The organism is Microbulbifer maximicatervae (SeqCode) (assembly GCF_056232625.1).
Genome location: NZ_CP174324.1, coordinates 1,592,222 through 1,618,790 on the forward strand (window position 1 = coordinate 1,592,222; position 26,569 = coordinate 1,618,790).

Consider the following 26,569-nt stretch of genomic DNA (forward strand, 5'->3'; position numbering starts at 1 on the left):
ATGTCTAGTGTAAGTTATGAACTCATTGGCGATATCGGTGTAATTCGATTGAACAACCCTCCTGTGAACGCCCTCTCTCACGGCTTGCGTGAAGGCATTTGGGGAGCGATTAAGAACGCTCAAGGCGATGCATCTAAAGCCCTGGTGCTAGTGTGTGAAGGCCGAACTTTTATCGCTGGTGCGGACATTACGGAATTTGGCAAGCCACCACAGGCGCCCGCCCTATCAGAAGTGATTGAGGAAATAGAAAACTCCTGTAAACCAGTGATCGCCGCTATTCACGGCACGGCACTCGGCGGTGGATTCGAAGTCGCGCTAGCCTGCCATTACCGCTGTGCAATAGCATCGGCCAAAGTGGGGCTTCCAGAAGTCAAACTGGGATTACTGCCAGGGGCCGGTGGCACCCAGCGCACCCCACGCTTGGCTGGTGTTGCCGCTGCACTGGAATTAATCACAAAAGGCAGTCCAATACCGGCCTCTAAAGCCAAAAGTATGAAGTTAATAGACCGGGTTATCGATGATGACTTGTTAGAGGGAGCCCTCGCCTTTACCCGTGAATTGATAACAAATGAAGCTCCTCTGCGCCGAGTCAGAGACATCGTAATAGATCCTGACAGCATTCCTGAAGGGTTATTTGATGATTTCCGCAAGCGCCTTGAAAAGAGATCACGAGGTCAGCTTGCACCGCAACATATTGTTACCTGTATAGAGGCCGCAGTTCATCAGCCTTTTGATCAAGGACTTGCTAAAGAGCTCGACTTGTTTATCGAATGCCTGCTCTCCAGCCAATCGGCCGCACTCAGGCATTTGTTTTTTGCCGAGCGCACTGCAACCAAAGTCACAGGTTTACCAAAAGACCTACCCACCAGGGAGATAAAGAGCGTGGGCATTATCGGTGGAGGCACTATGGGCGGAGGCATCGCCATGAACTTTGCCAATGTCGGTATTCCAGTCAAACTGGTAGAAATCGATCAAGCTGCGATAAATCGAGGGCTAGCAGTGATCGACAAGAATTACACTATCAGCATGCAGAAAGGGAAACTCACCGAAGGTCAAAAAACACAATGTCTCTCATTGATTTCCGGCACAACTGACTACGCAGACCTAGCTGATGTAGACCTGGTCATTGAGGCCGTATTTGAAAATATGGAGCTCAAACAGGAAATTTTTGCCAAATTGGATCACTCCTGCAAACCCGGTACCATACTTGCAACCAACACTTCCTACCAGGATATTGATCAAATCGCAGCTGCAACCAACAGGCCTCAAGATGTTATAGGGATGCATTTTTTCAGCCCTGCCAATGTAATGAAACTACTCGAGGTGGTTCGCGGCTCGCAAAGTGCTGACGATGTAATTGCCACTGCCATGCAACTCGCTAAAACGATCAAGAAAGTTCCCGTACTAGCGGGAAACTGTTACGGCTTTATTGGCAATCGTATGTTGCGCCCCTATGGCAGAGAATCGCAGCTGTGTTTAATCGAGGGCTCAACCCCGGAGCAGATTGATTCGGTTATGCAGTCTTGGGGGATGGCTATGGGCCCTATCGCCGTTGGAGATCTAGCGGGACTGGATATCGGTTACAAGGCCCGCCAGGGCCTGAGCGAATCAGAAAGAGGAGAGCCAAAAACCTACTGTATTGCAGATGCCCTGGTTGAAATGGGCCGCCTGGGGCAGAAAAGTGGAGCCGGCTACTATCGCTACGATCCCGAAACTCGCTCTCGCAGCAGCGACCCGGAATTACTGAAAGTCATTGAAGCCCAAGCTAAAAGCCAAGGGGTTGTAAGGCGGGAAATTTCCGACGAGGAGATTCTAAACCGCCTAACTTTCGCGCTGATTAATGAAGGAGCCAAAATCCTGGAGGAAGGTATAGCCCAACGTCCGAGTGATATAGACGTTGTATATGTTTACGGTTATGGCTTTCCGCCCCATCGTGGAGGACCTATGCACTATGCCGACAGTATCGGCTTGAAGGAAATCTATGAAAAAATATGTACTTTCCGCCAGCAGCATGGAGATACCTACTGGACTCCAGCCCCTTTACTGGAACGGCTAGCCCAAGAGGGAAAAACATTTGCGCAATGGGCTGATGGCAAAATCTAAGCTTGTAAACTATAGGGGAAGTCAGTATGACTACTGGCTTCCCACTTTACCCGCTGTAGCCAAATAAAGAAGTTGTGTCACCATGAGTAGGCCTGATGCCTTAGTCGAAGTACAATCCCCATTAAGTCAGCCACTCCGCACGGATATCCAAAACTGGAAGGGCATTGGTTTTGCATTGGCTACCGCGCTGGTAGCAAGTACAGCGGCCGCAGCCAGCAAATGGGTGTCTACCGCGGTCCCCGTGCCATTAATTACGCTCAGCCAATACAGTATCTGCCTGATACTGCTAACCCCATGGCTAGTGCGACAAACACCTCGACACCTTACCACCCAACACTGGAGAACCCACCTAATACGCGGTTTTGCTGGGTGGTTATGCTTTTTCACATATTTTTCTGCCCTAAGCAAAATTTCACTAATGGAAGCAGGGTTATTGCGTAATGCAGCTCCCATTTTTGTTCCCCTTATTGCCTGGCTTTGGGCTCGAGCACAGATCCCCATAACCCACTGGCTACCAATCTTACTGGGCTTACTCGGGGTCACCTTGATTCTTCAACCCAACGTAGACGGTATTAGTAGCGGCCATGCCCTCGGCCTGATTTCCGGGCTTACCCTGGCTGCCTCTATGGTCGGAACACGAATTTTGTCCCGTACCGACCGGCCCAGCCTTATATTGTTTTACTACGTATTAATCTCGTTCGCGTGCAGCCTGCCCCTGGGTATCTATTATTGGGAACCAATACCTTTATGGACACTCCCCTATCTTATTTTCAACGGTGTCTCTGTACTCTTGGCTATCTGGCTGTACACCAAAGCATATAGCTATGCAAAACCCAGTGTGGTGTCGCCAATCAGTTACTTTGGTGTGGTTATTGCCGGACTTCTAGGTTGGCTCATTTGGCAGCACTTACCTAACACTATTGCACTGATGGGGACGCTGATCGTTATCAGTGCAGGATTGCTCACAGTCTACCTTTCAACTCAGAAAACAGATTGTAGCGACCCATCATAAACTTACTTTCTAAGGTGAAATTGGATGAATTGGCAGAACAAGAAACAACCCCCGTTCAATGACCATCTAGGTGTAACCATAGATAATTGGCAGGAAGGCCATGTTGCAATCAGCGTAGAAGTACAACCGGAACATCTGAATACCCATGGTGTACCCCACGGTGGTTTTATTACAACATTAATCGATATCGCTGGCTCTTACTGCGGCCTCTACTGCCCCCACCCCAACCGCCGTCGTAGAGCTTTTACACTTTCTTTAACAGCAAATTTCACCGGTCAGGCAAAAACTAATCAACTCACTGCGATAGGTAAGCTAACGAGCACTGGACGAAAGATATTCTATTCATATACAGAGATATACGACAGTGAAGGAACTTTAATTGCTACCGGCCAAATGACTATGCGCTATCGTGGTGGCAGTGAAACATTGGATGGCGAACTGATTGATGAAAACACTTTCGAAGTTTCTGAGTAGGTATTTAGAGCATTGTTGCGATCAAATCTAATCTCACACCACTCTCTTCTTGATTTTACTCTATTATCCCGCGTCACAGGTTATTTGCAGCAGCTCTTAGAACCTGTGCGGCTAAAGCCATGAGCGGTAATCTCTTTCAGGCTATCCATCAGCATGTAGACTCTGCCCCAATCAGGTCACTGATCTGTAGGGAGCTCCAATTGCTATCGTTGAAAGCGTAACCTGCTACAGCTGCCCAAAAACCTGATGGTAATACACTGCTATTTATCGAAGGTTAAGAAGACCTGGGACACCTTAATTATCGTTAGCAACAAAGTCTGCATGAGCATTCATTAACCGTAGCTGTATATTCCGTGTAGAAACTTCAACAACCTTAATAAAAGCTGTTTTACTTTTGTCTAGCTCCTCCGCTGAACAACATTCATACTCACTTTTACGACCATTAACGCTCTGGCTGCATAGGCGGCAGCGGCTCGTGCTTTGTAGTAACCCTCAAGATCACCAGCCAAACGAAGCTCTCTCTGTGCTTCTGTTTCTCTTAAACTTCCCTTTTGTACACGTTCAGGCTGTAGAAAAACTAATTTATGTCTTTGCTTTCTTAGATGTGATTGAATATTAATCATAAATGGTGGTTCTACGTGAATTCTGATCTAGCTTTCACTGATGAGTGGGCTATTTTTCACGTAGAAGCACAGTACGAAAAGAGGGCTGAGTTTTTCTACATCTTCGTTATTCGAATTAAAGCCCAATCAAGAATCTCCATGTTTCTTAAGCTCTCCCAATCGCCCTTTAAGATTTTGTTTTATTTTGAAGTATTCCTCGCAATCGATTCGGTATTCTGAAGCGACCAACTTCATCGCAGATGTAGCGGATTTATGTGCATAAGAAACCATTTGTATCGGATATGCGCTTTTTGGGGAATTCAATAACTTTGGATACGTCATATCCATCAGCTGAGTCATTTCGCACACTCTACGAGGTGTTAGCATATCTGATTGAATGTTGTATTTAACTGCAACAGAAGCAAAAGAAACCCAACCAACTAGTAAGGTAGTGTATAGCTGTGCCTCTCTATTTGGATCTATACCTTTTTCAAGAAGGTCGTACATAAAAGCGAGATTGGCTTCATGCGAGGCAATCAAATCTCGAAACTCTTTATCTTCTGCAATAACTGGCCTAGTTAAAACTAATATTGTCGTTAAAAATAAAGAACATTTCATAAGTTAATTGCCTCTATACGCCATAACTTAGGAACCACCAGAATTCTCTATTGCCATCACAACTTATATTGCTGCAGTCATCAAATTAGCTCTATCCTTAATCGTACCATATAGCTTCACAGAACTGACTACTGCACCAAGGAGCCCACTGTTCGCTAAGCCCACGAAACTATAACTCCTAAAGCCGATGCTCTACTGCGTAAATTGCCTTACCACCAAGTTTAAGATTATCAAGCTCATCCTCGCGCGAAGAGCCTGCCGAGCACCTAGAAGCACTTGAATATAATCCTCCCCAATTGATTTCTCTCACGGTGATAAGGATATCGGATAGCAGTAGATGGCATTACCGTGGATTTAAGCGTCTATTTGTTTAACCCAAAGATTACAATGTCTTGCAAGTTGTGCTCTACTCTGTAATATCACGTGAAACAAATACCAGGATTATTGTCAGTAAAATCACTATGTATCAGTTTACGTATGAGCCTACCCCCAAAAATGTCCTACTGGACCTGATGGGCGTTAACAAGCGACACGAGCTTGGAACCAGTCAGCTCAGCTTTATATCTGATGCATTTGACATTTCTATCAATAGTCTACGAGTAACATTAAATAGATTGGTGAGTACCGAATTGGTCAGCCATGATGGGCGAGGGATGTACCGTTTAACAGAAAAAGCGATCGCCAAACGCGCTTTTATCAACCGCTGGCAACATGATACTTTTCATTATGAAACTTGGGACGGTAGTTGGCTTACTTGTCACTTACCTAAAGGAATATCACGTACGGTTCGTAGAAAGTCATTATCGGTTCTCCAATGGTATGGTTTTTCCGTAGGCCTCGATCACCTGTGGGTACGACCCAACAATCTAAAACTCGCCCATACTGAAATAATCGCTTCATTAGATACTCTTGGACTTGAGGTAGGGGCTAACTGTTTTGTATTGCATGAGGTTCCGGATTCATTAGTCTCTCAATGGGCTCACCAGCTATGGGATATCGAAAGGCTTGATAGCGAATATGACGATCTCGTACGGTCCCTTGAGAACAGCCTTAAGACTCTGTCAAATAAACCTATTTATACAACATTATCAGAAACATGCCGGTTGGGTGGTGAGGCCATTCATCGCCTAGCGATTGATCCTCTACTCCCAAAGATAATAAGACCGCAAGAGAAGTACCAAGAATTGAAGAATATCGTGCGTAAGTACGATCGTGTTGGCCGTAACATTTGGCTGGAACAGTTGAAGAAGTTAGGTGTTGACTAATAATCACAACAAGGTACTCCTCAATGAATATCCCAATTAGCAAAGAAGAACTCAAGCCTTTTCTGCAGCGTAGTGATGCCAGAGCTTGGTGGATAGTAGCAAGCGCTTGGATTGGCATCGTTATTATTTTTGTTATTGCAGCGCTATTACCGTATTGGTACGTATATATTGCAGCAGTATTCTTGCTAGCTGGGCGTCAACAGGCCTTAGCTGCAATCATGCATGAAGCCAGTCATAAAACGCTTTTCGCAACCCGGGCCTATAATAAATTCGTTGCCAAGTGGTTATCTTCACCATTTTTATTGATGGATGGTGATACCTATATTAAGAGCCATCTAAAACATCATCGAAATGCTGGCACAGATAAAGATCCAGATCTGAAGAACTATAAAGACTATCCTGTAAGTAAAAGGAGTCTAGCGAGAAAATTCATTAGAGATTTTTTGGGAATCACTGGTTTAAAGGCAAACCTATATCTTTTTTTAAGCGGTCGAGATTTGTTGAGCAGAAATAAGAGAGTTAATTATCAGTTAACACGGGGCCTGTTTGTTAACGGTATCATGTTTGCGGCGTTGTGGGCCTCTGGCTTTCCGCAGCTGTATATCCTATGGGTGATAGCCTACTTTACAGTCTATATGGCCATCATTCGAATGCGTCAAATCGCTGAGCATGCCGGGGTTAAAGATCTCTATCATCTGGAACCAAAATATAATACACGATCGGTTCCAAGGGGAATTTTAGGATTACTCTTTGTCAGCCCCACCGATGGATTAAGCTACCATTGTGAGCATCACGCTTTTATGGGTGTGCCCACCTATAACTTAAGGGCACTCCATAAGTTTCTTAAGGCCCGCGGGTACTATGATGATGTAGAGCTGGCTGATAACTACCTTGGCGTGTTAAGACAGGTGTTAAGATAGCAACTGGAACTGAATACTTCGTGGCAAAACAGCTTAAGATAAGTATGATACTTCCGCCGTATTTTCCATACAGGCAGCAGCAAAATCCATACTAACCTATCCGTGAAATGGTTTTTTGCTTTGCTGCCATCTAAATCCATACATTAGAGCTTCGCTTTATATGTGATAAATGCCGATCGAGCACCCACTATTGCGCTTACTAGGAATATTCTGCACATCCAACAGCCAACCTAATTGCTGCCTCCGCCAATAAATGATTGGAGTTCAAGGTAGGCAGAGGGGAGTTGGAGTCACTAATTATTAGTGGTATTTCTGTACACCCAAGTATAACGGCATCACAACCATTAGCCTTCAAACTTTGAATTACCTCTTGAAAGTAAGTTACTGAATCTGGCGTCGAGACACCACAGACCAATTCTTCCATAATAAAGCGGTCTATATTGTGTACCTGCTCATTTGTAGGTCGCAGCCAACCAAGGTTCTGCCCTTCAATTTTCTTTGGGTAAACATCACTTTCCACCAGCCATTTGGTGCCTAAAATACCAAGCTTTTGATAACCGCGAGATTTCGCACTCTCTGCTACAACTTCAGCAATATGGAGCCAAGGTAGCGGTGATAATTCTTTTACATAATCAAACGCCTGATGAATGGTATTATCTGGACAAATTAAGAAATCAGCACCCTGCGCTTTGAGCTTTTTAGCTGAAGAAAGCATTAGGTCACCAACACCCAACAAATCGCTGTTATTCAATCGATCCACATAGTCTGCCAAAGAGTGAGTATGCATGGAGATTTCCGGGTGCGCATACTCCCCCAAAATTTTGGGGCTTTCAGTACATATTGCTCTGTAGCAAAGGGCGGCCCCTTCTGCGGAGCATCCAACTATACCTATATGTTTAGGCAAGGTTTTCATATTACTAAACTTCTATCTATTAGAATTAATCCGCCACTTAGAATTGTGGCGGTCCCTTATGATACGCACTACTATCGATACTCACTTTAGAGTAACTAAACTTAAAACCCAAAGGCTACATCTCTACCGATATCAATATTCCCTTCACATAATTTTTCAGCAAAAGTAATTTTGAAGACACAGGTAATCAATGTAACGCCTATCTCAAACGCTGAAGTACGCACCTTTTGATGGGGCAAATTAACTACTTGAGTATAGCGCTATTGATATCACGCTATTAGAGCGAGATACAGTATGGTTTGAAAAACCTGACAAGATAAACGGAAGGGATAATACTGGTTTTTTGGCTTTGTGGGCTAGGTGAGCGTAGATAAGACTTTCAGCAGGGAGGCCTTATCTACGCACTTGCTATCGAGTATGATTTTTAATCAGCGCAAGTTATCTCTCTCTTCCTTCATGCGCTTACCTATCGCTAAATGCGCCGCTGGATCAAAATGGTAATAACCTGAGAGATCATCTGTTTCATGAGCCTCAACATTGTAGATGTTGTCCGCAACAGACTGTTGGGCAGACTGGATAGCTCCACTGGCATCACCATAGTGGCTTTTAGCAATAACAATGGGCAAGTCATAATCATTTAGCGCTTCCCGTAGGCCATTCACCAGACAGGTCAAATTCGCCTCATAGTTGTTTTCATTTACAGTTTGCCCTCCATCATTCCAACCCTGAAACCAGATAAAACTATCGATTTCAATCGACTTATTTTCATACTGCGGAAAGTAACCAGCCAAAACTTCAGGGTCGCGCAGGGCCTCAATCTTCTCCAACATCGCAGTGTAAAGAGACTCCTGACTTTCCTCATCTTGGGTCCACTCATTAGCGGCGGAGTCATGGCAGCCAGGGACCTTCCAGTCAACTCTCAGGTCAGTACCACCCTGAACCACTTTTAAAAGTAACAGATCGTTTTCAGTCTCTTCACCGAGGTAGTGCCCTAAAGTGAGCTCTGGTCCATAGCGGTTAGTAGACACGCCGTAATTGGGGAACAATTCACCATGGCGCTCAGAGAAAGAGAGAGAACCGGTATCATTCAATGAACCCTGATACTGCAGTACAGTAATATCGTCTCGTGTACCTTCAAGAGCTGCGTCCAGGTGACCATCAGTATAAATCTCAGCTACCTCCATAGCAGTACTCATTTGCATCCAGGCATCGTAGTTGTACCCATAGGAGCCATCGCTAGAAGAGAAGTAATATCTACTGATGGTGGCAAAGAGTCGGTCAGTCAGATCAAAGTTACGGCTATCGCAGGTTTCACCTGTATGGGAGTCGAGACTGCCTGCACGGCAGAGGAATTGCCCGAGCTTCTGCACCACAGGATCTTCGTTATCATCGCTAAGTCTCTGGTTATAATCGGCTAGCGAATCACTATTATTGATAAACTGCTCTGTTATCTGGTCATCACTAATCGCCGTAGAACCACAGTCGACATCGCCGTAGGTGTAATCTGCATTGGCATGGCAAATCAGCTCTTGCAAGCGATCTAACCGGGTGTTGTTGCCTTCCATATTGGACTGGCCTGCCATAACCACAACTTTTACAACATCCTCATCTGAAGTATCACCCACTGGATCGGTATTTACGTCGCCACCAGATGGATAGATAGCAAAATCATAATCATAAAACTCAAAATCCCTGAAGGTGTCAGGAGTTGTGACTACGAGAGCATAGAGTTCATGATTGGCAGGTACCGGTACTACGGTACTTGAATCTTCCCCGGAGCTATCAATATCAAATGGATAATAACTACGAGAACCAGTAGATGGGTTGTAAACCACTGCACGACCACGGAAGTCCGCATGAGCTGGGTTATTTTCAGCATCAACCCTAACCGCAACGGTGTAGTTACTGTCTTCAGCAATACCTTCTACCTTAAAGGCATTAAAAGCCCAAGAGCCTGGTACAAAACCGGTATCCATATCAGTCCAGCTGTTACCCGTCCCTTCCTGGTCAAATGTTTGAGTGTACTTATTATCGTGGGTGCTGGCATCAGGGTGCTCACTCAACATTCGACTCAAAGAGGCCGCCTCCGACACCTGGTAGGCCTCACTCTCAACCATATCCCAGGTCGTGATTTGTGCGGCAAAATCTGCAAACAGGGCCTTCATGTCGTGCCCTTGGGCTGTTAGATAAGCATCGGCTGCTTCCAGGTCGTTAAGCCCACCCCTGGAGTCACGGAATACCCCCCCCATCAGGTCCTTACTCACAGCATAATTAGTCAGCCAAGACCAGAAAATATAAGCGCCGTATTGATGCCCACCTTTAAAGTCATAACCATATTGGTGATCGACGGGAGAGTCTTGAATGGCCCAAAGGGTAATATGTGGGTGGAGAGTGTAGTAACCCAGCAAGCTATCTTTAACGCCCGGGATATTGTGATCCGCGCCCCAGCTTGCGGAGGATTCCAGGGTGTACTTACCACTGGACTCACCTGTAACCCTGTTTAGCTTACCCTGATAGGAGTGGAAGTTCTCATGCATCCAGTGCTGGGCGTTAGACTGGGTAAGCGGGTTATCCTCCAGGGTGTAATTCTTAACGAACGTATTACTGATTGAGTCATTGAGTTCTAAATCACGGGTGGAACCTTCATCACTGAAGTAAGTGCAAAGCTCGCCTTTTCCATACATGCCGGCTTCAAAGATATTCCTCTCCCATACCCGCTCTTGAGCCACAATATAATGCTCAAAATTAGCCATGGTTTTGTCGGTATCATCCGACCACCATTGGCACTGGTACGTTGAACAAAGATAGTTGTTGTAACCATCATAGGGGCTGGTAGCAATCATGGATTCATTGCAGTTACTGCCACCCAGGTCCATGACTTCATCGTATGTCAGCACACGCTCATAGAGTCGCGCATCCCAGATTTTTCCCGCAAAGGGCCCAAATTGCAGCATGTCGCCCAAGTAAGGATAGCTATCACCATCAACAGATATCGAAGTAGAAGCCTCACCGTTTACGTACACGGTTAGCGTGCCATTGTCGACCGTAACTGCGACATGATTACAGCTACGGGTTTTTAAAGTACTTTCTGCGTTAGAAAACTGCTGGCTGTCTTGGCCGCCCAATTGCCCTACAACAACATCATCACTGATGCCTATATAAAAGCTGCCGGAGTTATTATCACCATTAGGATCGGCAATTGATCTCACCATCACTTCATCGCCTTCAGTACTATCCGGGATGAACTTAAAAGACAAGCTAAAATGCGCGAGGCCATCTTTCTCAGGAAGAGCCACCGTCATGTCTGCATTGTTAAAGTCGTTGCGACTGACAAACATTGTGCGCCCTTCTACATCTGGATCCGAAGATGCACTTTCTGTTAGCGCAGTACCCTCAACAATCACAGAATTTCCACCCGCTACATCACGGAATTCCAAGTGAGACGGAACATGCACCAGAAGGCTGTCAGCTGGTCCATCCAGGAAATCGCTGGCACAATCATTTGCCGCAACTTCAATAGTAACTGTCGCAATATTACTAGCACCACTACTATCTGACGCTAGATATGAGAAGCTATCAGTACCCGTAAAGTCTGTTGCAGGGAGGTACTCCCAGCGACGCCCACTTCCTGTTAAAGTGCCATGCGCCGGCTCCGACTGAATAGAATATTCTAGAGAATCCAGATCTTCATCATACGCAGCAAGAAATATAGATTTTGCAAGTCGGCCGTGTGCGGCCATCTGTACCAACTGATCATTGGCAATGGGCAGCGTGTTAGAATCATCACCTTCATCCGGGGTATCTACCACTCCCCCGCCTGAATTTCCACCGCCCGAGTTGTCACCGCCAGTGTTCTCTTGCGGTGTCGTCTCATCGTTACTACTACCTCCGCCACCACAGCCAAAAAGTAGTGCGCTTAATAATAATACAAGGGGGGCCTTAAATGCCTTTTCGGAGCGATTTGTTTTGCTGATACGTATAAACATTACTTGTCATTTAGAAATACTGAAATTAACAAACGAAGCTTATCCGTATCTCCTTGCAGGTACCGTGAACCAGTTCTTTGATTGAGTCACCCTGACTTAAAATTAAAGCCACCACTAAAATTTATTGACTTACTTAACTTTTCCACGACGGCTCTTTTTGACTACTAAGGCTTACAAATCTATTGGCTATTTATAGAACATAGAAAATTATCAGTCTTCTCTTGAGGCTTGATAACTAGCTATGTAACGAAAGCAAGGCGTTATAAGTGCACTTAACTTAGCCTTCCCTTGAGTTAGCTTCCCATGCTCATTCATCAGGCAATTAAGGCATACCTTGAGTATTTCAACATCTACCAGGACACTGGACCCTAAGCTTGCTGCCAATGTTGGAAATATATTTGATATCAGAAAGAGTACGACAAGACAGATTAGACGGTTAACCAAGTCGCACTTAAAAAAACGCTTCTTTATCTCTCAGGTTTTGCAAACCATATCACAGCATTATAAACAAGGCTCTTGCAGTAAATCGTTTGCAAAGCGTTGGGCATAACTTCTCTAGTTATTCACAACACAGCCTAGTCAATTAAAAGTAAGAAGGTATAAATTTTGCTTAACCAATACAGGAAAAAGACACAACCCCAGCTTCAAAAGATTGAAAATATAATTATGCTCTTTTCAACCGCAATCAAAAAGTAATTATTGATCACATGGATAGAGGTGAGTGTCCACAAAAATTAATACTCCTATTTTTGCACAATACGAAACCCTAACCCCTTACAAAGAAAAGGCAAGCCAATTTTCTACATTTTGTAGGAATCGATCCGCACCGAAAAAAGAAAATTTATTCGCAACAATCATCAACTTGACTACATTTTAGCTCCTACAAAAAGCCCAATTTGATATAAGAACACCTTTATGTCTAGCAGAGAAGATTCTCATCAAATTAGAACCTGTAATGCTCAGAAATGACAATTACTGTTCACATGGATGTTTGCGATAACTACAAAATTAGTTGAAAAGACTTGCGAGCCCTTTTTGAAATGCAAGACATAGCTGATCAGTTTATTATTTCGTTTTATGGGGAAGCTTTGAGACTCATATAGGAGGCAATAGCCGGCTCTATTCTCGAGCACTAGCTTCGCAAACTACACAGATATAATCCTGGGATTCACAGACAGCTTGCCCGCCAATTTCAGCGCCCGTGTAGCTTATTCAATGATTTAGATCGCTAATTTAGCTAAATCAAATACCGCCCGGTGACGTTAACTATCGACCATCCTTAATTAAAATTATCCGCGGCTTGTCTCGAGTGACACCCACTCCTGGCACTCGCGAATTGTTTTCAGCTATTACTCTGTAAGGAGCCCTCTGAATACTGCGCTTCTGGCTGCATACTCCATAGAAGCGCTAATGCCATCTGCCACCATTTGGCTGCTAAAGATGGCGGCAACTAACGCATTGCACCAACCAGTCTAAGGGGCCCTAGTAAATGGCCATCCCAAAAGAAGGCCAATTATTTGGTTGCAAATGAAACCCTCGCCCTATTCTTGATGGCAAAGTAGGATAGGTACTCCGCCTGCAGGTGCAGCGCGGCACTAAGGAATAGAGAAACCAGAAGACGCCATGACCACACAGCAGTTCGACGACTTAAATGTTGTCTCCCAGGAAGTACTGATCAGCCCGGAGACGCTGAAAGCAGAACTCCCCATTAGCGATGCCGCCGAGGCGACTGTCGCTGGAGGACGCGCCGCCGTGCGCGACATCCTAGATCGCAAAGACCACCGCCTGATGGTGGTAATCGGGCCATGCTCCGTTCACGATGTGAACGCCGCAATGGATTATGCTAAGCGCTTGAAGGCGATTGCGGACAAGGTTTCCGATACCCTGCTAATTGTAATGCGCGTCTATTTTGAGAAGCCCCGCACCACTGTTGGCTGGAAGGGCTTGATCAACGACCCTCACTTGAACGACTCCTTCAAGATTGAGGAGGGGCTGCATATTGGCCGCAAGCTGCTATTGGATGTTGCCGAGCTAGGACTGCCTACTGCAACAGAAGCACTAGACCCAATCTCCCCTCAGTACCTGCAGGACCTAATTTCATGGTCTGCCATTGGCGCGCGAACCACAGAGTCACAGACTCACCGGGAAATGGCCAGCGGCCTCTCCTCTGCCGTGGGCTTCAAGAATGGTACCGATGGTGGCCTGGAGGTGGCTATCAATGCCCTGCAATCGGTCGCCAACCCCCATCGTTTCCTCGGCATCAATAAGCACGGTCAAGTTGCGATTATCCACACCGCAGGCAACCCATACGGTCACGTTGTACTTCGCGGGGGCAATGACAAGCCAAATTACGATTCAGTGAGTGTTGCAATGTGCGAGCAGGAGCTGCGTAAGTCCAATATCGTGCCAAACATTATGGTCGACTGCAGTCATGCCAACTCCAATAAAAACCACGAATTACAGCCCCTGGTGGTCGACAATGTGACTCACCAAATCCTTGATGGCAATCAGTCGATTATTGGCATTATGGTGGAAAGTAACCTGAAAGCCGGCAACCAGAAAATTCTGCCAAACCTGAGCGATATGGAGTATGGCGTTTCGGTAACCGATAAATGTATTGATTGGGAAACTACCGAGTCCCTGCTGTTAGGCATGGCCGAACAGCTACGCGAGCCCCTTAAAGTACGCTCCCCTTAGATCTCCCCCTGGAGAGGCCCATAGCGGGCCTCTTTCCTACCGAAAAGATAACCGCCACAGCTTGATCTCCCTACAAATTACGCTATCCACTTGATAAAGACCCTACAAAAAGAGTACTTTTGCCCTGCCGTAACAGATAGCTGTCGTATGCTTCCTTCAATCAGCTAAATAAAAATAAGCGGCTTACTAACTGAGGTCGAAATCTAGCACCTAATTTTACATTTATGGGAAATAGGAAAGCAGCACATATGGAACTGCAGTCCAACAAAGTACCAATCTATATCTTTGGTGGGTTTACTCTGACCTGGCTACTTGTCAGCCTAAGTTTTGCTCTCGATGGAGGCTCCACCATCTCCTGGCTGGCCACCGCTCTCTGCACTCTTCTCGCGGTAATCACATTCTCCTTTCGGGCAACACATTACATCGATGGAGAATCAAAAAGCTATGTTTCCAAGAGACAAGCCCTCTGGCATAGCTGGACCGAGAGGCAATCGCTAGCGGCGTTCAAGGGGGTTAAGGTTGTCTCCTACTCATCCCATACCACAGACCGTAAAAGTAGCCACTCCAGCTGGCAGGTAATGTTGGTCCCCCGCCAAAATAACGGTAGCAATAGTATCCAGGCGCAGGCCTTCCACTCCAAGAATGATGCGCTGGCCTACGCGCATGAACTCGCGCTCTTTACAGCGCTCCCCCTACTGGACTAAAGAGCCTGTACTCTTAAGGCACAAGTGGGAATATAGCCCTTCTCACCCTAACCTCCTTTGTTAAAGCTGTTGCCACCCAACTCCGTAGGGGTGCACAAATCAACTCTACTCGACCCTCTAGTCGAGACACAAAAACAGAGGAGCCTCGAAATGGACCCAATTCAATGGGAAATGTCGAGTTCTACCATCGTTCGCAAGTTGGACGAGGATGCACACCAAGTAACCTTCCCTCCCCCTCACCTCGATAAGGTGAAACAAGGCGAGCTGCTGAAGTTTCACGCTCATATTAATGTCGAACAAATGCCTGAGGGGCATCACCTAAAAAAAGCCACCATATTTTCCAACGTTCCTAATGGTGGAACATGGGAGCTTATCTGTGATGAAGGCACAGCCGTCGGCGGTAGAGGCAGCGCCCCATCTCCAATTATGTACTTCTCTGCAGGACTAGCCCTTTGCATGATGTCTCACATCGAAATGCTGGCTAAACTTGGCGGGATCAAATTAAAAAGTGTAAGGCTAGAGCAAAAAACTGAGTTCTCAACCACTTTGAATTTTGGGGGTATCAAACCGAAAGAAGTCTTTGGCAAGGGGGACAGAGTGGAAATACATTTGATTGTTGAAAGTGATGAGCCAGAAGAAGAACTTGTAAAATTTATGCATTGTTGCCGGCAGGCCTGTATGTCACTTCAAACCGTTTCCAGTGCAACACCCGTTGATACCCAGCTCTTTATCAATAGTAAAGCGATTGAGTTCAATTAAATACCCTGGGATGGCCTCACAGACGAAGAGGCCATAGCCTAATAGCGCTTGTTACTAATCGTTTTCTACATCCTCAATCCGGGCTTTAGATAAGGCAGAAGCGACAAGACCTGTCGGAATTGCAACCACCCCCAAACCAATCAAAGGCACAAAGAAAGTAAATATTCTCCCACCGAGAGTAACTGGATACATGTCACCATAACCCACAGTGGTTAAGGTTGTAACTGCCCACCACAAACTGTGAAAGATAGATTTAAATTGTTCCGGCTGAGCAGCGCTCTCAAAATAATAGATACCTACAGATGACAAATAAAGCAAGATCAGAGCTGTTACTCCAAACAATACCAGTTCTTCTTTAACCATACTAAATGCACGGCTAAATCGAGCAACTGCCTTGCTATAGCCGGCCAATGGAACTTTTATATGCAAACCAATGGTGTGAATAGAACTGTCCAGCAGCTCGTATGGACCGACTGGAGTTCCTACCTGCCCTATTTTGCCTACTAATAATCAGGTTTCTAAAAAGGCCAGACTACAGAGCATCAATCTGGCCAGCAGCGGGTAGCACATAGCATGTACGGAAAAGGATACCTGTTTGGCATTGTTGCTGCGCTTGTCTTATGGCTACTGCTTAGATATGTCGACAAGCGCTACTACCAAGAGAAAAGAGAATTAAAAAGAAAGAAGCTTCAGGAAATTCAAAAGAACTAAAGAGGTGATACGTAAAACCCTGCCATATTTGCTTTTAAGGCTGGATTAAATCCCTCTGCAAGCCCTCAACCAATGCCTGCCAAACTACCTCTACCGCTTTACTTCTTATAGACCTTCCCAAGCACACTAGATGGATCGGTTGCAACTCAGGGCTTCTCCATTGCTGAAAGATAGATATCAACTTGCCCTCCGCTAATTCCCTGCGCACCAGAAGAGGATCAATCATAACTATACCTTGACCCATTGTAGCTAATTCAACCAATGTACGGCCATCATCGACCACCATCGCCGGATCAATGGCAACAGTCTTTATTTCCTTACCATCGTTAGAAAAGTGCCAGTGGTCAATGGTTGTTGTTTGGTTACTAAACACTAAGCATTGATGCTGGCTTAAATCATCTGGAGAATTAGGCTCCCCCCAACTCGCCAAATAATCCGGGCTGGCAAACCACCCCCAACGCTTTTCACCTATTCGGCGCGCTACCAATGAAGAGTCCGGCAAGTGCCCCGTGCGAATGGCAATATCAACTCCTTCATCCAGTAAGTTCACAACCCTATCGCTTAAGTTCACTTGAAAAGTAATTTTTGGGTAGCGTTGCTTTAGTAGTGGTATGGATGGCAATAAGTACCGCTGTCCCATTAAGGTAGAGCAACTTATCTTAACTCTACCAACAGCTTCATCCTGGTGGGAGAGGATCAGGTGTTCGGTATTGCTCATTAGCTGAGCCATAGTCTCCGTTGCTTCCAACAAAGCAGCACCGGCATCCGTAAGGCGCAATTGCCGCGTACTTCTATGCAATAGACGCTGATCAACAAACCCCTCCAGCTGTGCCAGCTTCTTGCTGACTGATGAGCGAGGTAAGCCCAGCTGATTAGCAGCCCCCTGAAAACTGCCTTGCTCAATGACTAACCGGAAGACGTACAAATGTCCCAAGTATTGATGTAAATGCTGCATTCTGTCTCATTGCTTCCAATTTAGAACCAAAGTATTGCCATAATGGTGCCTTATTGATACCAGTCTAACAACATATCCTCCTAAGCCTAATCTTGGCAACTGCCATTCATTGCACCATTACAATCGCAAGAGAGGATCTATGGGACACCAGCAGAGAACAAAAACCATCGCAATCACTGGTGGCACTGCCGGTATTGGACTCGCAACAGCTAAGCACTTTTTATCCGAGGGCTGGCAAGTCATCATCACGGGCCGAAACGCTGAAAAACTGGAACAAACAGCCGAGGATATCTCGGGCCTCTTTGGGAGTAGCGGCCAGCTGACCTGCCACCTATGTGATAGCGGAAAACTCGATCAAATTGAGCAACTGGGAAACAAATTACAAAACGATAAGGTTAAACTGGATGCCCTTATCTTGAATGCCGGTATTTTCAAGCCTGGGATATTTGAGGAAACCGATGAAGCCCTCTTCGATCACACTTTTGACATCAATGTGAAGGGACCTTTTTTCACGCTGCAAAAATTACTACCGGTGATGAATAACCCCTCCAGCGTGGTTTTGCTTTCGAGTATTGCCGTAGAGAAAACCTTTTCGGGAACTTCCGCTTATAGCGCGAGCAAGTCTGCCATTGAAGGTTATGCCCAGGTCCTGAATGCGGAGTTAGCGGTGAGGGGAATTCGTATAAATAGCGTACGCCCCGGAATCACCCTGACCGAAATCCAGGAAAAAGCCGGCATGAGCCAATCAGACATTCAAAGTCTCACAGAGAGTATGATGGTAACGCCACTGGGCCGGGCACTTGAGGTAGATGACATAGTGCCAGCAATCCACTACCTGGCCACAGATCACTCAGTCGGTATGCGAAATGCACACCTGAAGGTTGATGGGGGCTACTGCCTCTAACCGGCTTGAAAGTGCACAAGTGGGGGCTTAGCCCCCACTTGTGCCAATGAGTACCTTTTGCCGAAGCTTTCTCGTAGTTCACCCCGGCACACTTAAACACGGCAAATAAGCTACGCAGCGAGTCCCAATGCAGCGCGATTACAATATGTAGCTCGCACAATCTCGCGGACCTCTACAGAAACCATCTCCACATCGGGCACGGCTTCACACAGGGCCTTGGCTAGTAAACGAGCCAAGCTTTGTCGTTGCTCAATACTTCTACCAGAAAGCAGACTGCATTCCAGGTGTACAAACGGTGCTGGTTCAGGTCCAACCAAATAGTGCTCGACAGGTAACAAACGAACTTTAATATCCCCCGACTCAAACAGTGCAGACTGATCTGCAGCGGTATGGATAGAAGTCAGTAAGCTATCAACATCTACCGACTCAAGTAGATTAGAAGGACACTGGATAACACAGTGAGGCATAAATACTCCCAGGTAAATTTTGAAAGAAAAGCTACATGACCGGAGCGGGTAGTGTATCCGCTGGCAGTAAGCGATTGATGGTCCAATTCAAGATATGGGATACCCAAAGTCCGTCGTCATCCACATAGATCCCATGTACAAAGCCAAATTGCTTCTGTCCCCGCCCAGGCTGGCCTTGATAACGCATCTTGAGATCACCAGACAGGTCGTACTGTCGCACTTCCTCGACCCGTGCATCTGTCATCCACAAAGCATCACCTTTGAGAAACAGGACATAGGGGTAACCTATTCCACTCCATTGAGTTAAATATTTACCCTTTGAATCAAAGATCTGTACCCGGCGATTTTCACGATCGGCAATATATAACTGCCCCTCGGAATCAATCACAATGGAGTGAGGGAAATTAAACTCTCCAGGGGCCTCCCCCTGACCACCCCAGGTGGTTACCAAAAGGCCATTCTTATCCAGCTTTACGATGCGGCTGTTGCCTTTATCCACCACATAAATAAATCCATTTCTATCCACCGCAACATCTTGGGGCTGATCGAACAGCACCAAGTTGTAGTCGCGATCAAACCAGCCTTCACTGGCTGCACCTCGCTTCCCCAATACCATGGCTACTTCGCCATCAGGTGCAAATTTCAATACCAAGTGCGTGGCAGTATCGGTAGTCCAAATATTGCCCTTATGGTCTATACGAAGACCATGCGGATTTTCAAACAGTCCCGCACCGATTTCGCGAACAAAACGCCGCTGTCCATCGAATTCCAACAGTGAATGAGACCCTCGGTGAAACACAACAAAGTGGCCATTCTCCCTGCGGACCACCCCCGCAACCTCCCCAAAGTGCCAACCCACTGGCAACTTAAAATCACCCCCCTTGACGTGAAATGGCTGGCTGTTTGGCGGTGCCTCGGCCAGCGTAAAGGCGCTGGGAACCAAAATCAGGCATAGCAATACAATCACTCTCATCAGAAACCCTTCTTAACTTGTCGATCTGCCAAGATATTGTGACTTTTTCCTATAAATGCGTTAATAGCATAATTTTGATATTCACTTTTTCCTGACAGGAAATTATTGGAGGTTCCTTTGGACCGGTTCCACTTAATTCAGGTGTTCACTACAGTGGCGCGATTGGGGTCATTTACCCGTGCCGCCCGGGAATTGGGGTCCACGGTGTCCGCTGTGAGCAAGGCCATCCAACAGCTTGAGCAGCGACTGGGTACTCGGCTAATTCACCGTACTACCCGATCCCAAAGCCTTACGGATGCGGGGCGGGACTACCTGGAAACCACAGAGCGTGTCCTTAATGATCTACGGGAAGTGGAAGAGCGACTAACCAGCTCCAAAGGGCAGCCCTCTGGATTGTTGCGGATTACCGCCCCAACGGCTCTGGGGCAGTTCTGGCTGGCACCTAGGCTACCGAAGTTTACAACTGAGCACCCAGACATCCGTTTGGACCTGATTCTGGATGATCAGCTTCGGGACCTTACCGGTGAAGGGTTTGACCTGGCATTGCGCTCCCAACCTGCGCAGCCCCAATCAACGCTATACTCTCATCAAATCGGCCGGCACGATCGGCTCCTGATAGCATCTCCTGAGTACCTGGCAAGGATTAAGTCCTTTTCCTCCCCGGACCAACTCAATAAATTCCAACTACTGTGTTACAAGTACAGCCGCGATCCACTTTCCTGGACCTTTCAAAAGGGGCAGGAATCGATCACGATTGCCCCCAAGCCCTACTTTTCCAGTAATAACTACTATTCCCTCTACCAAGCAGCCCTGTCTGGCGCCGGTATAGCTTGCCTTTACGATTATTTGGTAGAGCGGGATATTACGACGGGTAAATTGGTTCAGATTCTGCCGGATTGGCAGCAATCAAGCAGGCCACTTTTTGCGGTGTATCAGCAGAGAAGAGCCGCCTCCGCCAAGCTGGATGCCTTTTGGAGGTTTCTGGAGGAATGTTTTGAGAACAACGCCTGCTGACACTTCTGTAGCATAGGCGTTTGTGTATTTAGTTGGCGCTGGGGGGGCGAACCATCTCATTGGCAAGTACAGGGACCCCGCTGTAGGTAGTTTGCAGCTCCCTGGTCACCACAAAACCATATTTGCGATACAGGTTTTTCACCGGGTCGTTGGTTTTGGCAACCTGCAGGTGTACAGCGCCACTGATTTCCCCTAAAAGGTACTCCAGTAACTCCCGCCCTACCCCCTGACCTCTAAACGAAGGATGCACAAACAGTGCACGAATCTCATTTTTATATCGTGCACCATAGCCAAGAACATCACCTTTTTCGTACACATAAATATCCGACTCCATCAGCTGGGCCAAACGTTTTTGATCTTTATCCAGCGGCAGCAGATTGAAACTCCGGCTTTCAAACCGTAGCTCATCGAGTTTTGAACGGGCATATATATCCAGCACACGTGGATAGTCATTTTTATTGTATTTTCTAATCATTTTGAGCGTGAATCTGTACAAAAGAAGGCAAGTTCAAATTTATCTTCCTGATTATCAATTGAAGTAAAGGGGACAACAAGGACTATTCGCTACTTATTCCGTGACGTACATGAAACATTCGACTACTTAAATCAACTCCGAAACCCTATATTGGATACTCGTACAAGTGCGCTAATTAAGAATTGATGATTAATTCTTCCCGGAGCTCAAAGTATTACCACTGCTTCCTCTTTTATCTTCCTTCTTCTACCACTCATTCCAGCTACTTTTTCACTTCAACAATCAAGATTATCCGGGTGCTACCTTAGGGCGTAGAAGCGGCGATATCTTCAGGTAATCGATCTAGCGGCTCCTGAATTCGCTCAGTTAAACCAAAGTCCTTAAGAATGCCATAAAGGGCTGGCAGGACTAACAGAATCAAAACCGTTGAACTACTTATCCCAAATACAATACTGGTTACCAGTGGAATCAGTATCTGGGCTTGAAGGCTGGTTTCGAACATCAGTGGCAACAATCCGGCCACTGTTGTCAGTGAGGTAAGGAAAATAGCTCTGAACCGATCGCGACTGGCTTGACTCGCCGCCGTGTGAAAGTCCATTCCCTTTCGGACGCGAAGCTTCACAAACTCTACTAACAGGATTGAATCATTCACCACAATTCCAGTGAGAGAGACAAATCCCATCATGCTGGGCATCGTTATATTCTGCCCCATAATAATATGTCCCCAGACTACACCTATTAAAGCCAGGGGAATCGCCATCATCACAATTACAGGTTCGGTATAACTACGAAATTGAAGCGAGAGTAGTAAATAGATTCCTATTGCCCCAATCAACAAGGCCTTACCCATCGATAAACCTGTAATGAGACTATTTTCAATCTCTCCCTTCATGGTTACCCTTAGGCCCGGAAATTCCTGCTCCAGTGGTGCAAAAAAGTTCTGTTGGGTATCCAGCAGAATTTCACTGGCATTGGCCCTCTCTGTAAAAACATCTGCAAAGACCGTAACAACACGCTCACCATTAATTCTCTGGATACGCGCATAGTCCCGGTGCATTTCAATATCGGCAATTGCCATCAAAGGTACACGCTGTCTTGTCTCAGGGTGAATAATGACAAGCTCATCAAATCGTGACAGCGCACTGCGAGATGGCCCATCCATTCGAACACGAATTTCGTAGGTCTCTCCCTGATACTGCACTTCATCAATCTCTGTGCCCTGATAGGCAGCTCTCAATTGAGTGGCCACAACACTGGCATCAATACCAGAAGCATAAACCCCCTCCCGCATTCGGACCGTCAGCTGTGGCTTACCAGGACGCAGGTCATCCAGTACATTCACCACTCCTTCGTAACTGCGCAGCCAGTTTTGTAGACGTATAGATATTCCTTTTAGCTGATCAATATCCAGCCCGGCCAAGCGAAGGTAAATAGCTCGTCCAGCTGGACCAGGCGATGGCTCCTTATACAAAATCGCGATCGCACCAGGTATATCGCCAGCAGCCTTACTCCAGGCCTGACGTAACTCACTGATACTTGTATGGCGAACTTCTGCAGCCAGTAGGTCGACATTTATTGTGGCTACATGAGCTCCACTCTCAAAAGCATCGCCATTCACACCGTAAGTAACACTAATGTGCTCGATAAGTGGCGCTACCTCTTTCTCTGAGAGGTTTCCAGCAGCTAAATACAGGGCCTTCTTCTGATACGCCACCAGCTTTTCCATTTCTACGAGGGAGGTTCCTTGGGGCATTAGAATTCGGGCCTGTAGTAAATCTCCCTCCAATGTAGGAAACCCTTGGAATTTAACTAACCCCGCAGGAAGTAAACTCACCGTAACACAAAATAGTCCCACTACGCCGCCGACAAAAGCATATCTGTATTCAACCGCTTTATCAGCGACACACCCGACATACTCTCTCCACAACTCAAATCGCTGAGCAAAAGCGACTTTCCAGGCTGGTGGGTTTTCCTTGTACGAAAGGGCATGACGCAAATGGGCGGGGAGAATAAGAAAGGCTTCAATCAGGCTAACCACTAGTACAGAGATTAAAACAATTGGTAATACTTTGAGGACCTGCCCCATGTCCCCTTTGATAAAAGCTAATCCAGAAAAAACGATCACGGTAGTAACAAATGAGGAGATAACCCCCCTTGCAACACGCTTGGTTCCGATAACCACCGCCTGAAGAGGTGTACGGCCATCCCGGTATTCGGTGGCGACACTTTCCGAAAGCACAATGGCATCATCCATCAAGATACCAATTGCAATCAGCAGCCCCACCAAGCTGATCATATTGATGGATATACCCAAAGCAGTAATCACAGCAAAGGCGCCGAGAAATGAAACGGGCAAGCCCATCACCACCCAAAAGACATATCGCCCGCTAAAAAACAAATAAAGGGTCAGCGCAACAAGAATAAGCCCTTGCCAGGCGTTGGTAATAATCATCCTTAAACGATCAGCAACAATTGAGGCGCTATCCTGAGTAAGAATCAACCGCATTTCTTCCGGTAAACGGGCATTTTCCGCCTGGACAAATTCGCGAACCGCTTCCAACACCCTCAAACTGTCATCCACGCTGTTTTTCTGAACAACAAGCAATGCGGCTCGCTGCCCATCAAAAGTGATTTTGTCCTCCTCCTTTTCAAAACTGTCGTGGATAGTGGCAATATCGCCCAATCGCACCTCTGCGCCAGCCATTCCTTTGACAACAATAAGTTCTTCAAGCTCTGCTGCGGTGCGCCGCTTTTCGGTAAAACGAACCTGATACTCCCGATCAGGTGCAGTTACCTTACCGGCGGGCATATCAATTGCTTGCTTATCGATAATTGCGGCAAGATCGGCAACACTCAGTCCATACTGTCGCAAATTGTAATCTGAAATTTCCACTTGCAATTGATGGTCTGAAAAACCGGAAATTTTGACAATGGGCACCAGCGGATGACGAAGTAACTCTCGGCGATAGTGCTCGGCCAATTGGTTGAGCTGGATCAAAGGCAAATCTGCGCTTAGGGCAACACTCACCACCGGCTGGGTGCGTCCCAGCTCTTCTATGACTGGCCTTTCGCTCTCAGCAGGAAGAGAGTCTATCGCATCTACTGCAGATTCAATGTCGGCAAGAAACTGCCCCATATCACCTGCTTCCTGCATTTTCAGTTTCATCACGCCAAGATTGTCTGCAGCTTCACAACGGCGCTCATCAATAAATGGGATGCCATCCGTTGCCTCTTCGAGGGGGAGGCAGATACTGTCTTCGACCTCAGCGGTAGCTGCACCAGGATAAAATACTGAGACTTGTACTTCGAACTTGTCGATTTCCGGCATAGTCTCTCGCTTCATCGTCGGCAATACGAAAAAGCCAGCCAGCATTAAACCCACCATAAGCAAATTGGCAGCAGTTGGGTGGATCGCAAAAAAGCGAATCACTCGCCAACTTCCTCTGCTGCCACGGCCAGGTCTGAAACTCCCTTTTTGACATCGATGACAGATACTGCCGTCCCGCTGATTGCTGGGATAACATCAGTAGTTATCACCTGATCTCCAGGCACCAAGCCAGAGCGGATAACAGCTAGATCACCCAGGTAGTAGTCCACCGTTATGGTGCGAATCTTCAATTGATTATTTTCAGCCAAGTAGACCCGCCCTTCATGCATGGCTCTGCGAGGGATAACCAAAGCTGGCGAAGGAGGTGCAACAAGCTTAATCCGGGCATACATACCACGAAATAGGGGCGGCCGACCCTCGGCTACTATATTTCGATAAGGGTTATCCACTGCAACCACTACGGATAGAGTTCTGCTTGTGGTATCCATGGTACCTCCAACTCTCACTACCCTGCCCCGCCATTCCACCGGTTTAATACCACCTACCAGTCCAACCCTGGCCTCCAATCCCAATAAGGCATCTGAGAAGTCGTCAGGCGAGAGAGTTTGATCACTGGGAGATTCAATACTCCGAAAAAGAGGCACTATTTGAGCCATCGTCAGTTCGGCTGAAACCTCCACCTGATCCATACCATAAGCGACAAAAAGCGGAGTCCCATGGGCAACAGACTGGCCAGCCTCCACATAGACATCACCGATCCGCACGTTATAGGGCAGGCTTATCCGGGTTCGCGATAACTGGTAGCGACTTTCACCAAGCAGCGCTTCAGCACGACTTATCTGGGCCTTTATCACCTGCCTACGAGTGGGAAAGAGGGAGAGATTACCCTTTTGAAGTTCAACTTCTTGTCGCAACTTCAATACCCGTTGCTCCTCCGCATCAGCCGCTGAGCGAGAAACAATCCCCTTAACCGCCAACTGCTCTTTTCGCTGTAATTCCTGTTCCCCTAATTCCAGTGTCCTCTGAGCTATTTCCAACGAACGCTGGCTATTAGCCTTTTCAACCTCCAGTTCTTGTAATTTTGCGCGATAAACAGCCAAGTCACTCTCCGCTTGAGCAACGGCCAATTGATAGCTGGTTTCGTCAATATTTAGGATTGGTGCCCCGGCAGATATTATTGCGCCAGGTTCCAAATCAGCCGACACTGAAACCACACGACCACCAACTTCAGAGTTTGCCTCAAGGGTAATGCTCGGCATCACCTCTCCAAAAGCAACAGTTTCAGCTCGAATAGGCATTCGCTTCACTTCGATGGCTTCCACCAGCAGTTCCGGAACTTGCCCTTCGTATCTTTGTGGTTTCTGTCGACTGGCCACCAGCGACATAGCCATTAAAATTCCACCAAGTATCAAAACGGGTAGCATTCGACGACGCTTTAGTAAGGCTTTGATTGCGCTACTTGTCATAGTTTTACCCATAAAGAACTGGCCGAACCAGACCTTAAAAAGCCTAGTGCCACTAAAACCCAGCAGTTGAATACTCTATTAAAGTTCGCAGAACGCACAACACCCTGTAAAGCTTAAAGTAGTTACTCAATATATTTATTTATCATGTAATCTGCGCCAACTCATATCAATCGACTATCAATATTGAATCTAATCCCACTTCGATTCGCTCCCCCCTTAAATT

The 26,569-nt window shown here is 46.6% G+C and carries 21 protein-coding genes; 10 read left to right on the forward strand and 11 right to left on the reverse strand.

The features are described from left to right. The 3 genes from ACJJI6_RS06835 (at position 1) to ACJJI6_RS06845 (ending at position 3,589) form a co-directional block, all read left to right on the forward strand. Complete coding sequence (locus ACJJI6_RS06835; RefSeq protein WP_475712914.1) at positions 1-2,103, forward strand: 3-hydroxyacyl-CoA dehydrogenase NAD-binding domain-containing protein; 2,103 nt, start codon at positions 1-3, stop codon at positions 2,101-2,103. A gap of 82 nt (positions 2,104-2,185) precedes the next feature. Continuing rightward, entirely contained in the window at positions 2,186-3,115 is a 930-nt protein-coding gene (locus ACJJI6_RS06840) for a DMT family transporter (RefSeq protein ID WP_475712915.1), read from the forward strand. A gap of 24 nt (positions 3,116-3,139) precedes the next feature. Beyond that, positions 3,140-3,589 carry a PaaI family thioesterase gene (locus tag ACJJI6_RS06845; RefSeq protein ID WP_444957892.1) on the forward strand — a complete coding sequence of 150 codons (450 nt, stop codon included), beginning with the start codon at positions 3,140-3,142 and terminating at the stop codon, positions 3,587-3,589. Positions 3,590-3,987: 398 nt separating this feature from the next. Here the strand turns inward: ACJJI6_RS06845 and ACJJI6_RS06850 are convergent, their stop codons facing one another. Together ACJJI6_RS06850 and ACJJI6_RS06855 are read right to left on the reverse strand one after the other, a co-directional pair. Beyond that, a complete protein-coding gene (locus tag ACJJI6_RS06850) occupies positions 3,988-4,212 on the reverse strand; it encodes a hypothetical protein (protein WP_444917348.1) in 225 nt (74 codons plus the stop codon). Between the two features lie 126 nt (positions 4,213-4,338). After that, complete coding sequence (locus tag ACJJI6_RS06855) at positions 4,339-4,809, reverse strand: hypothetical protein (protein WP_475712916.1); 471 nt, start codon at positions 4,807-4,809, stop codon at positions 4,339-4,341. 461 nt (positions 4,810-5,270) lie between these two features. On the opposite strand from ACJJI6_RS06855, the gene ACJJI6_RS06860 reads away from it, so the two are divergent. Next, a complete protein-coding gene (locus ACJJI6_RS06860; protein WP_475712917.1) occupies positions 5,271-6,074 on the forward strand; it encodes a hypothetical protein in 804 nt (267 codons plus the stop codon). A 23-nt stretch (positions 6,075-6,097) separates the two neighbouring features. Next, entirely contained in the window at positions 6,098-6,994 is an 897-nt protein-coding gene (locus ACJJI6_RS06865) for a fatty acid desaturase family protein (RefSeq protein WP_475712918.1), read from the forward strand. A gap of 199 nt (positions 6,995-7,193) precedes the next feature. Here ACJJI6_RS06865 and ACJJI6_RS06870 read toward each other — a convergent pair whose 3' ends face one another. Continuing rightward, entirely contained in the window at positions 7,194-7,907 is a 714-nt protein-coding gene (locus tag ACJJI6_RS06870) for an aspartate/glutamate racemase family protein (protein ID WP_475712919.1), read from the reverse strand. Positions 7,908-8,335: 428 nt separating this feature from the next. Continuing rightward, positions 8,336-11,893 (reverse strand): sialate O-acetylesterase, encoded by a 3,558-nt coding sequence (locus ACJJI6_RS06875; RefSeq protein ID WP_475712920.1) that lies wholly within the window; start codon positions 11,891-11,893, stop codon positions 8,336-8,338. A 1,623-nt stretch (positions 11,894-13,516) separates the two neighbouring features. Here ACJJI6_RS06875 and ACJJI6_RS06880 point away from each other — a divergent pair. The 3 genes from ACJJI6_RS06880 (at position 13,517) to ACJJI6_RS06890 (ending at position 16,053) form a co-directional block, all read left to right on the forward strand. After that, positions 13,517-14,590 carry a 3-deoxy-7-phosphoheptulonate synthase gene (locus tag ACJJI6_RS06880; protein WP_444913571.1) on the forward strand — a complete coding sequence of 358 codons (1,074 nt, stop codon included), beginning with the start codon at positions 13,517-13,519 and terminating at the stop codon, positions 14,588-14,590. A 248-nt stretch (positions 14,591-14,838) separates the two neighbouring features. Continuing rightward, complete coding sequence (locus ACJJI6_RS06885) at positions 14,839-15,294, forward strand: hypothetical protein (protein WP_444913570.1); 456 nt, start codon at positions 14,839-14,841, stop codon at positions 15,292-15,294. A gap of 150 nt (positions 15,295-15,444) precedes the next feature. Continuing rightward, the gene (locus tag ACJJI6_RS06890; RefSeq protein ID WP_475712921.1) at positions 15,445-16,053 is read left to right on the forward strand and encodes an OsmC-related (seleno)protein; all 609 of its coding nucleotides are present in this window, start codon (positions 15,445-15,447) and stop codon (positions 16,051-16,053) included. 54 nt (positions 16,054-16,107) lie between these two features. On the opposite strand, the gene ACJJI6_RS06895 is transcribed toward ACJJI6_RS06890, so the two are convergent. After that, positions 16,108-16,482 (reverse strand): potassium channel family protein, encoded by a 375-nt coding sequence (locus ACJJI6_RS06895; protein ID WP_475712922.1) that lies wholly within the window; start codon positions 16,480-16,482, stop codon positions 16,108-16,110. A gap of 316 nt (positions 16,483-16,798) precedes the next feature. Continuing rightward, on the reverse strand, positions 16,799-17,719 hold the full coding sequence (locus tag ACJJI6_RS06900) for a LysR family transcriptional regulator (RefSeq protein ID WP_475712923.1): 921 nt from the start codon (positions 17,717-17,719) through the stop codon (positions 16,799-16,801). A 139-nt stretch (positions 17,720-17,858) separates the two neighbouring features. Between ACJJI6_RS06900 and ACJJI6_RS06905 the strand changes: the two genes are divergently transcribed. Next, positions 17,859-18,623, forward strand: coding sequence for an SDR family NAD(P)-dependent oxidoreductase (locus ACJJI6_RS06905; protein WP_475712924.1), 765 nt, complete (start codon positions 17,859-17,861; stop codon positions 18,621-18,623). A gap of 110 nt (positions 18,624-18,733) precedes the next feature. Here ACJJI6_RS06905 and ACJJI6_RS06910 read toward each other — a convergent pair whose 3' ends face one another. Both ACJJI6_RS06910 and ACJJI6_RS06915 read right to left on the reverse strand, forming a co-directional pair. Beyond that, positions 18,734-19,090 carry a 5-carboxymethyl-2-hydroxymuconate Delta-isomerase gene (locus ACJJI6_RS06910; protein ID WP_475712925.1) on the reverse strand — a complete coding sequence of 119 codons (357 nt, stop codon included), beginning with the start codon at positions 19,088-19,090 and terminating at the stop codon, positions 18,734-18,736. 31 nt (positions 19,091-19,121) lie between these two features. Continuing rightward, on the reverse strand, positions 19,122-20,063 hold the full coding sequence (locus tag ACJJI6_RS06915; protein ID WP_475712926.1) for a peptidyl-alpha-hydroxyglycine alpha-amidating lyase family protein: 942 nt from the start codon (positions 20,061-20,063) through the stop codon (positions 19,122-19,124). A gap of 117 nt (positions 20,064-20,180) precedes the next feature. On the opposite strand from ACJJI6_RS06915, the gene ACJJI6_RS06920 reads away from it, so the two are divergent. Further along, positions 20,181-21,077, forward strand: a complete 897-nt coding sequence (locus tag ACJJI6_RS06920) for a LysR family transcriptional regulator (RefSeq protein ID WP_475712927.1) — start codon at positions 20,181-20,183, stop codon at positions 21,075-21,077. Positions 21,078-21,105: 28 nt separating this feature from the next. On the opposite strand, the gene ACJJI6_RS06925 is transcribed toward ACJJI6_RS06920, so the two are convergent. The 3 genes from ACJJI6_RS06925 to ACJJI6_RS06935 all read right to left on the reverse strand — a co-directional run bounded on the left by ACJJI6_RS06925 (position 21,106) and on the right by ACJJI6_RS06935 (position 26,346). Then, entirely contained in the window at positions 21,106-21,552 is a 447-nt protein-coding gene (locus ACJJI6_RS06925) for a GNAT family N-acetyltransferase (protein WP_444913563.1), read from the reverse strand. Positions 21,553-21,856: 304 nt separating this feature from the next. Next, a complete protein-coding gene (locus ACJJI6_RS06930) occupies positions 21,857-24,982 on the reverse strand; it encodes an efflux RND transporter permease subunit (protein WP_475712928.1) in 3,126 nt (1,041 codons plus the stop codon). Continuing rightward, positions 24,979-26,346: an efflux RND transporter periplasmic adaptor subunit gene (locus ACJJI6_RS06935; RefSeq protein ID WP_475712929.1), complete on the reverse strand. Its 1,368-nt coding sequence runs from the start codon at positions 26,344-26,346 to the stop codon at positions 24,979-24,981. The genes ACJJI6_RS06930 and ACJJI6_RS06935 overlap by 4 nt, the downstream gene beginning before the upstream one ends. Positions 26,347-26,569 lie beyond the last annotated feature (223 nt).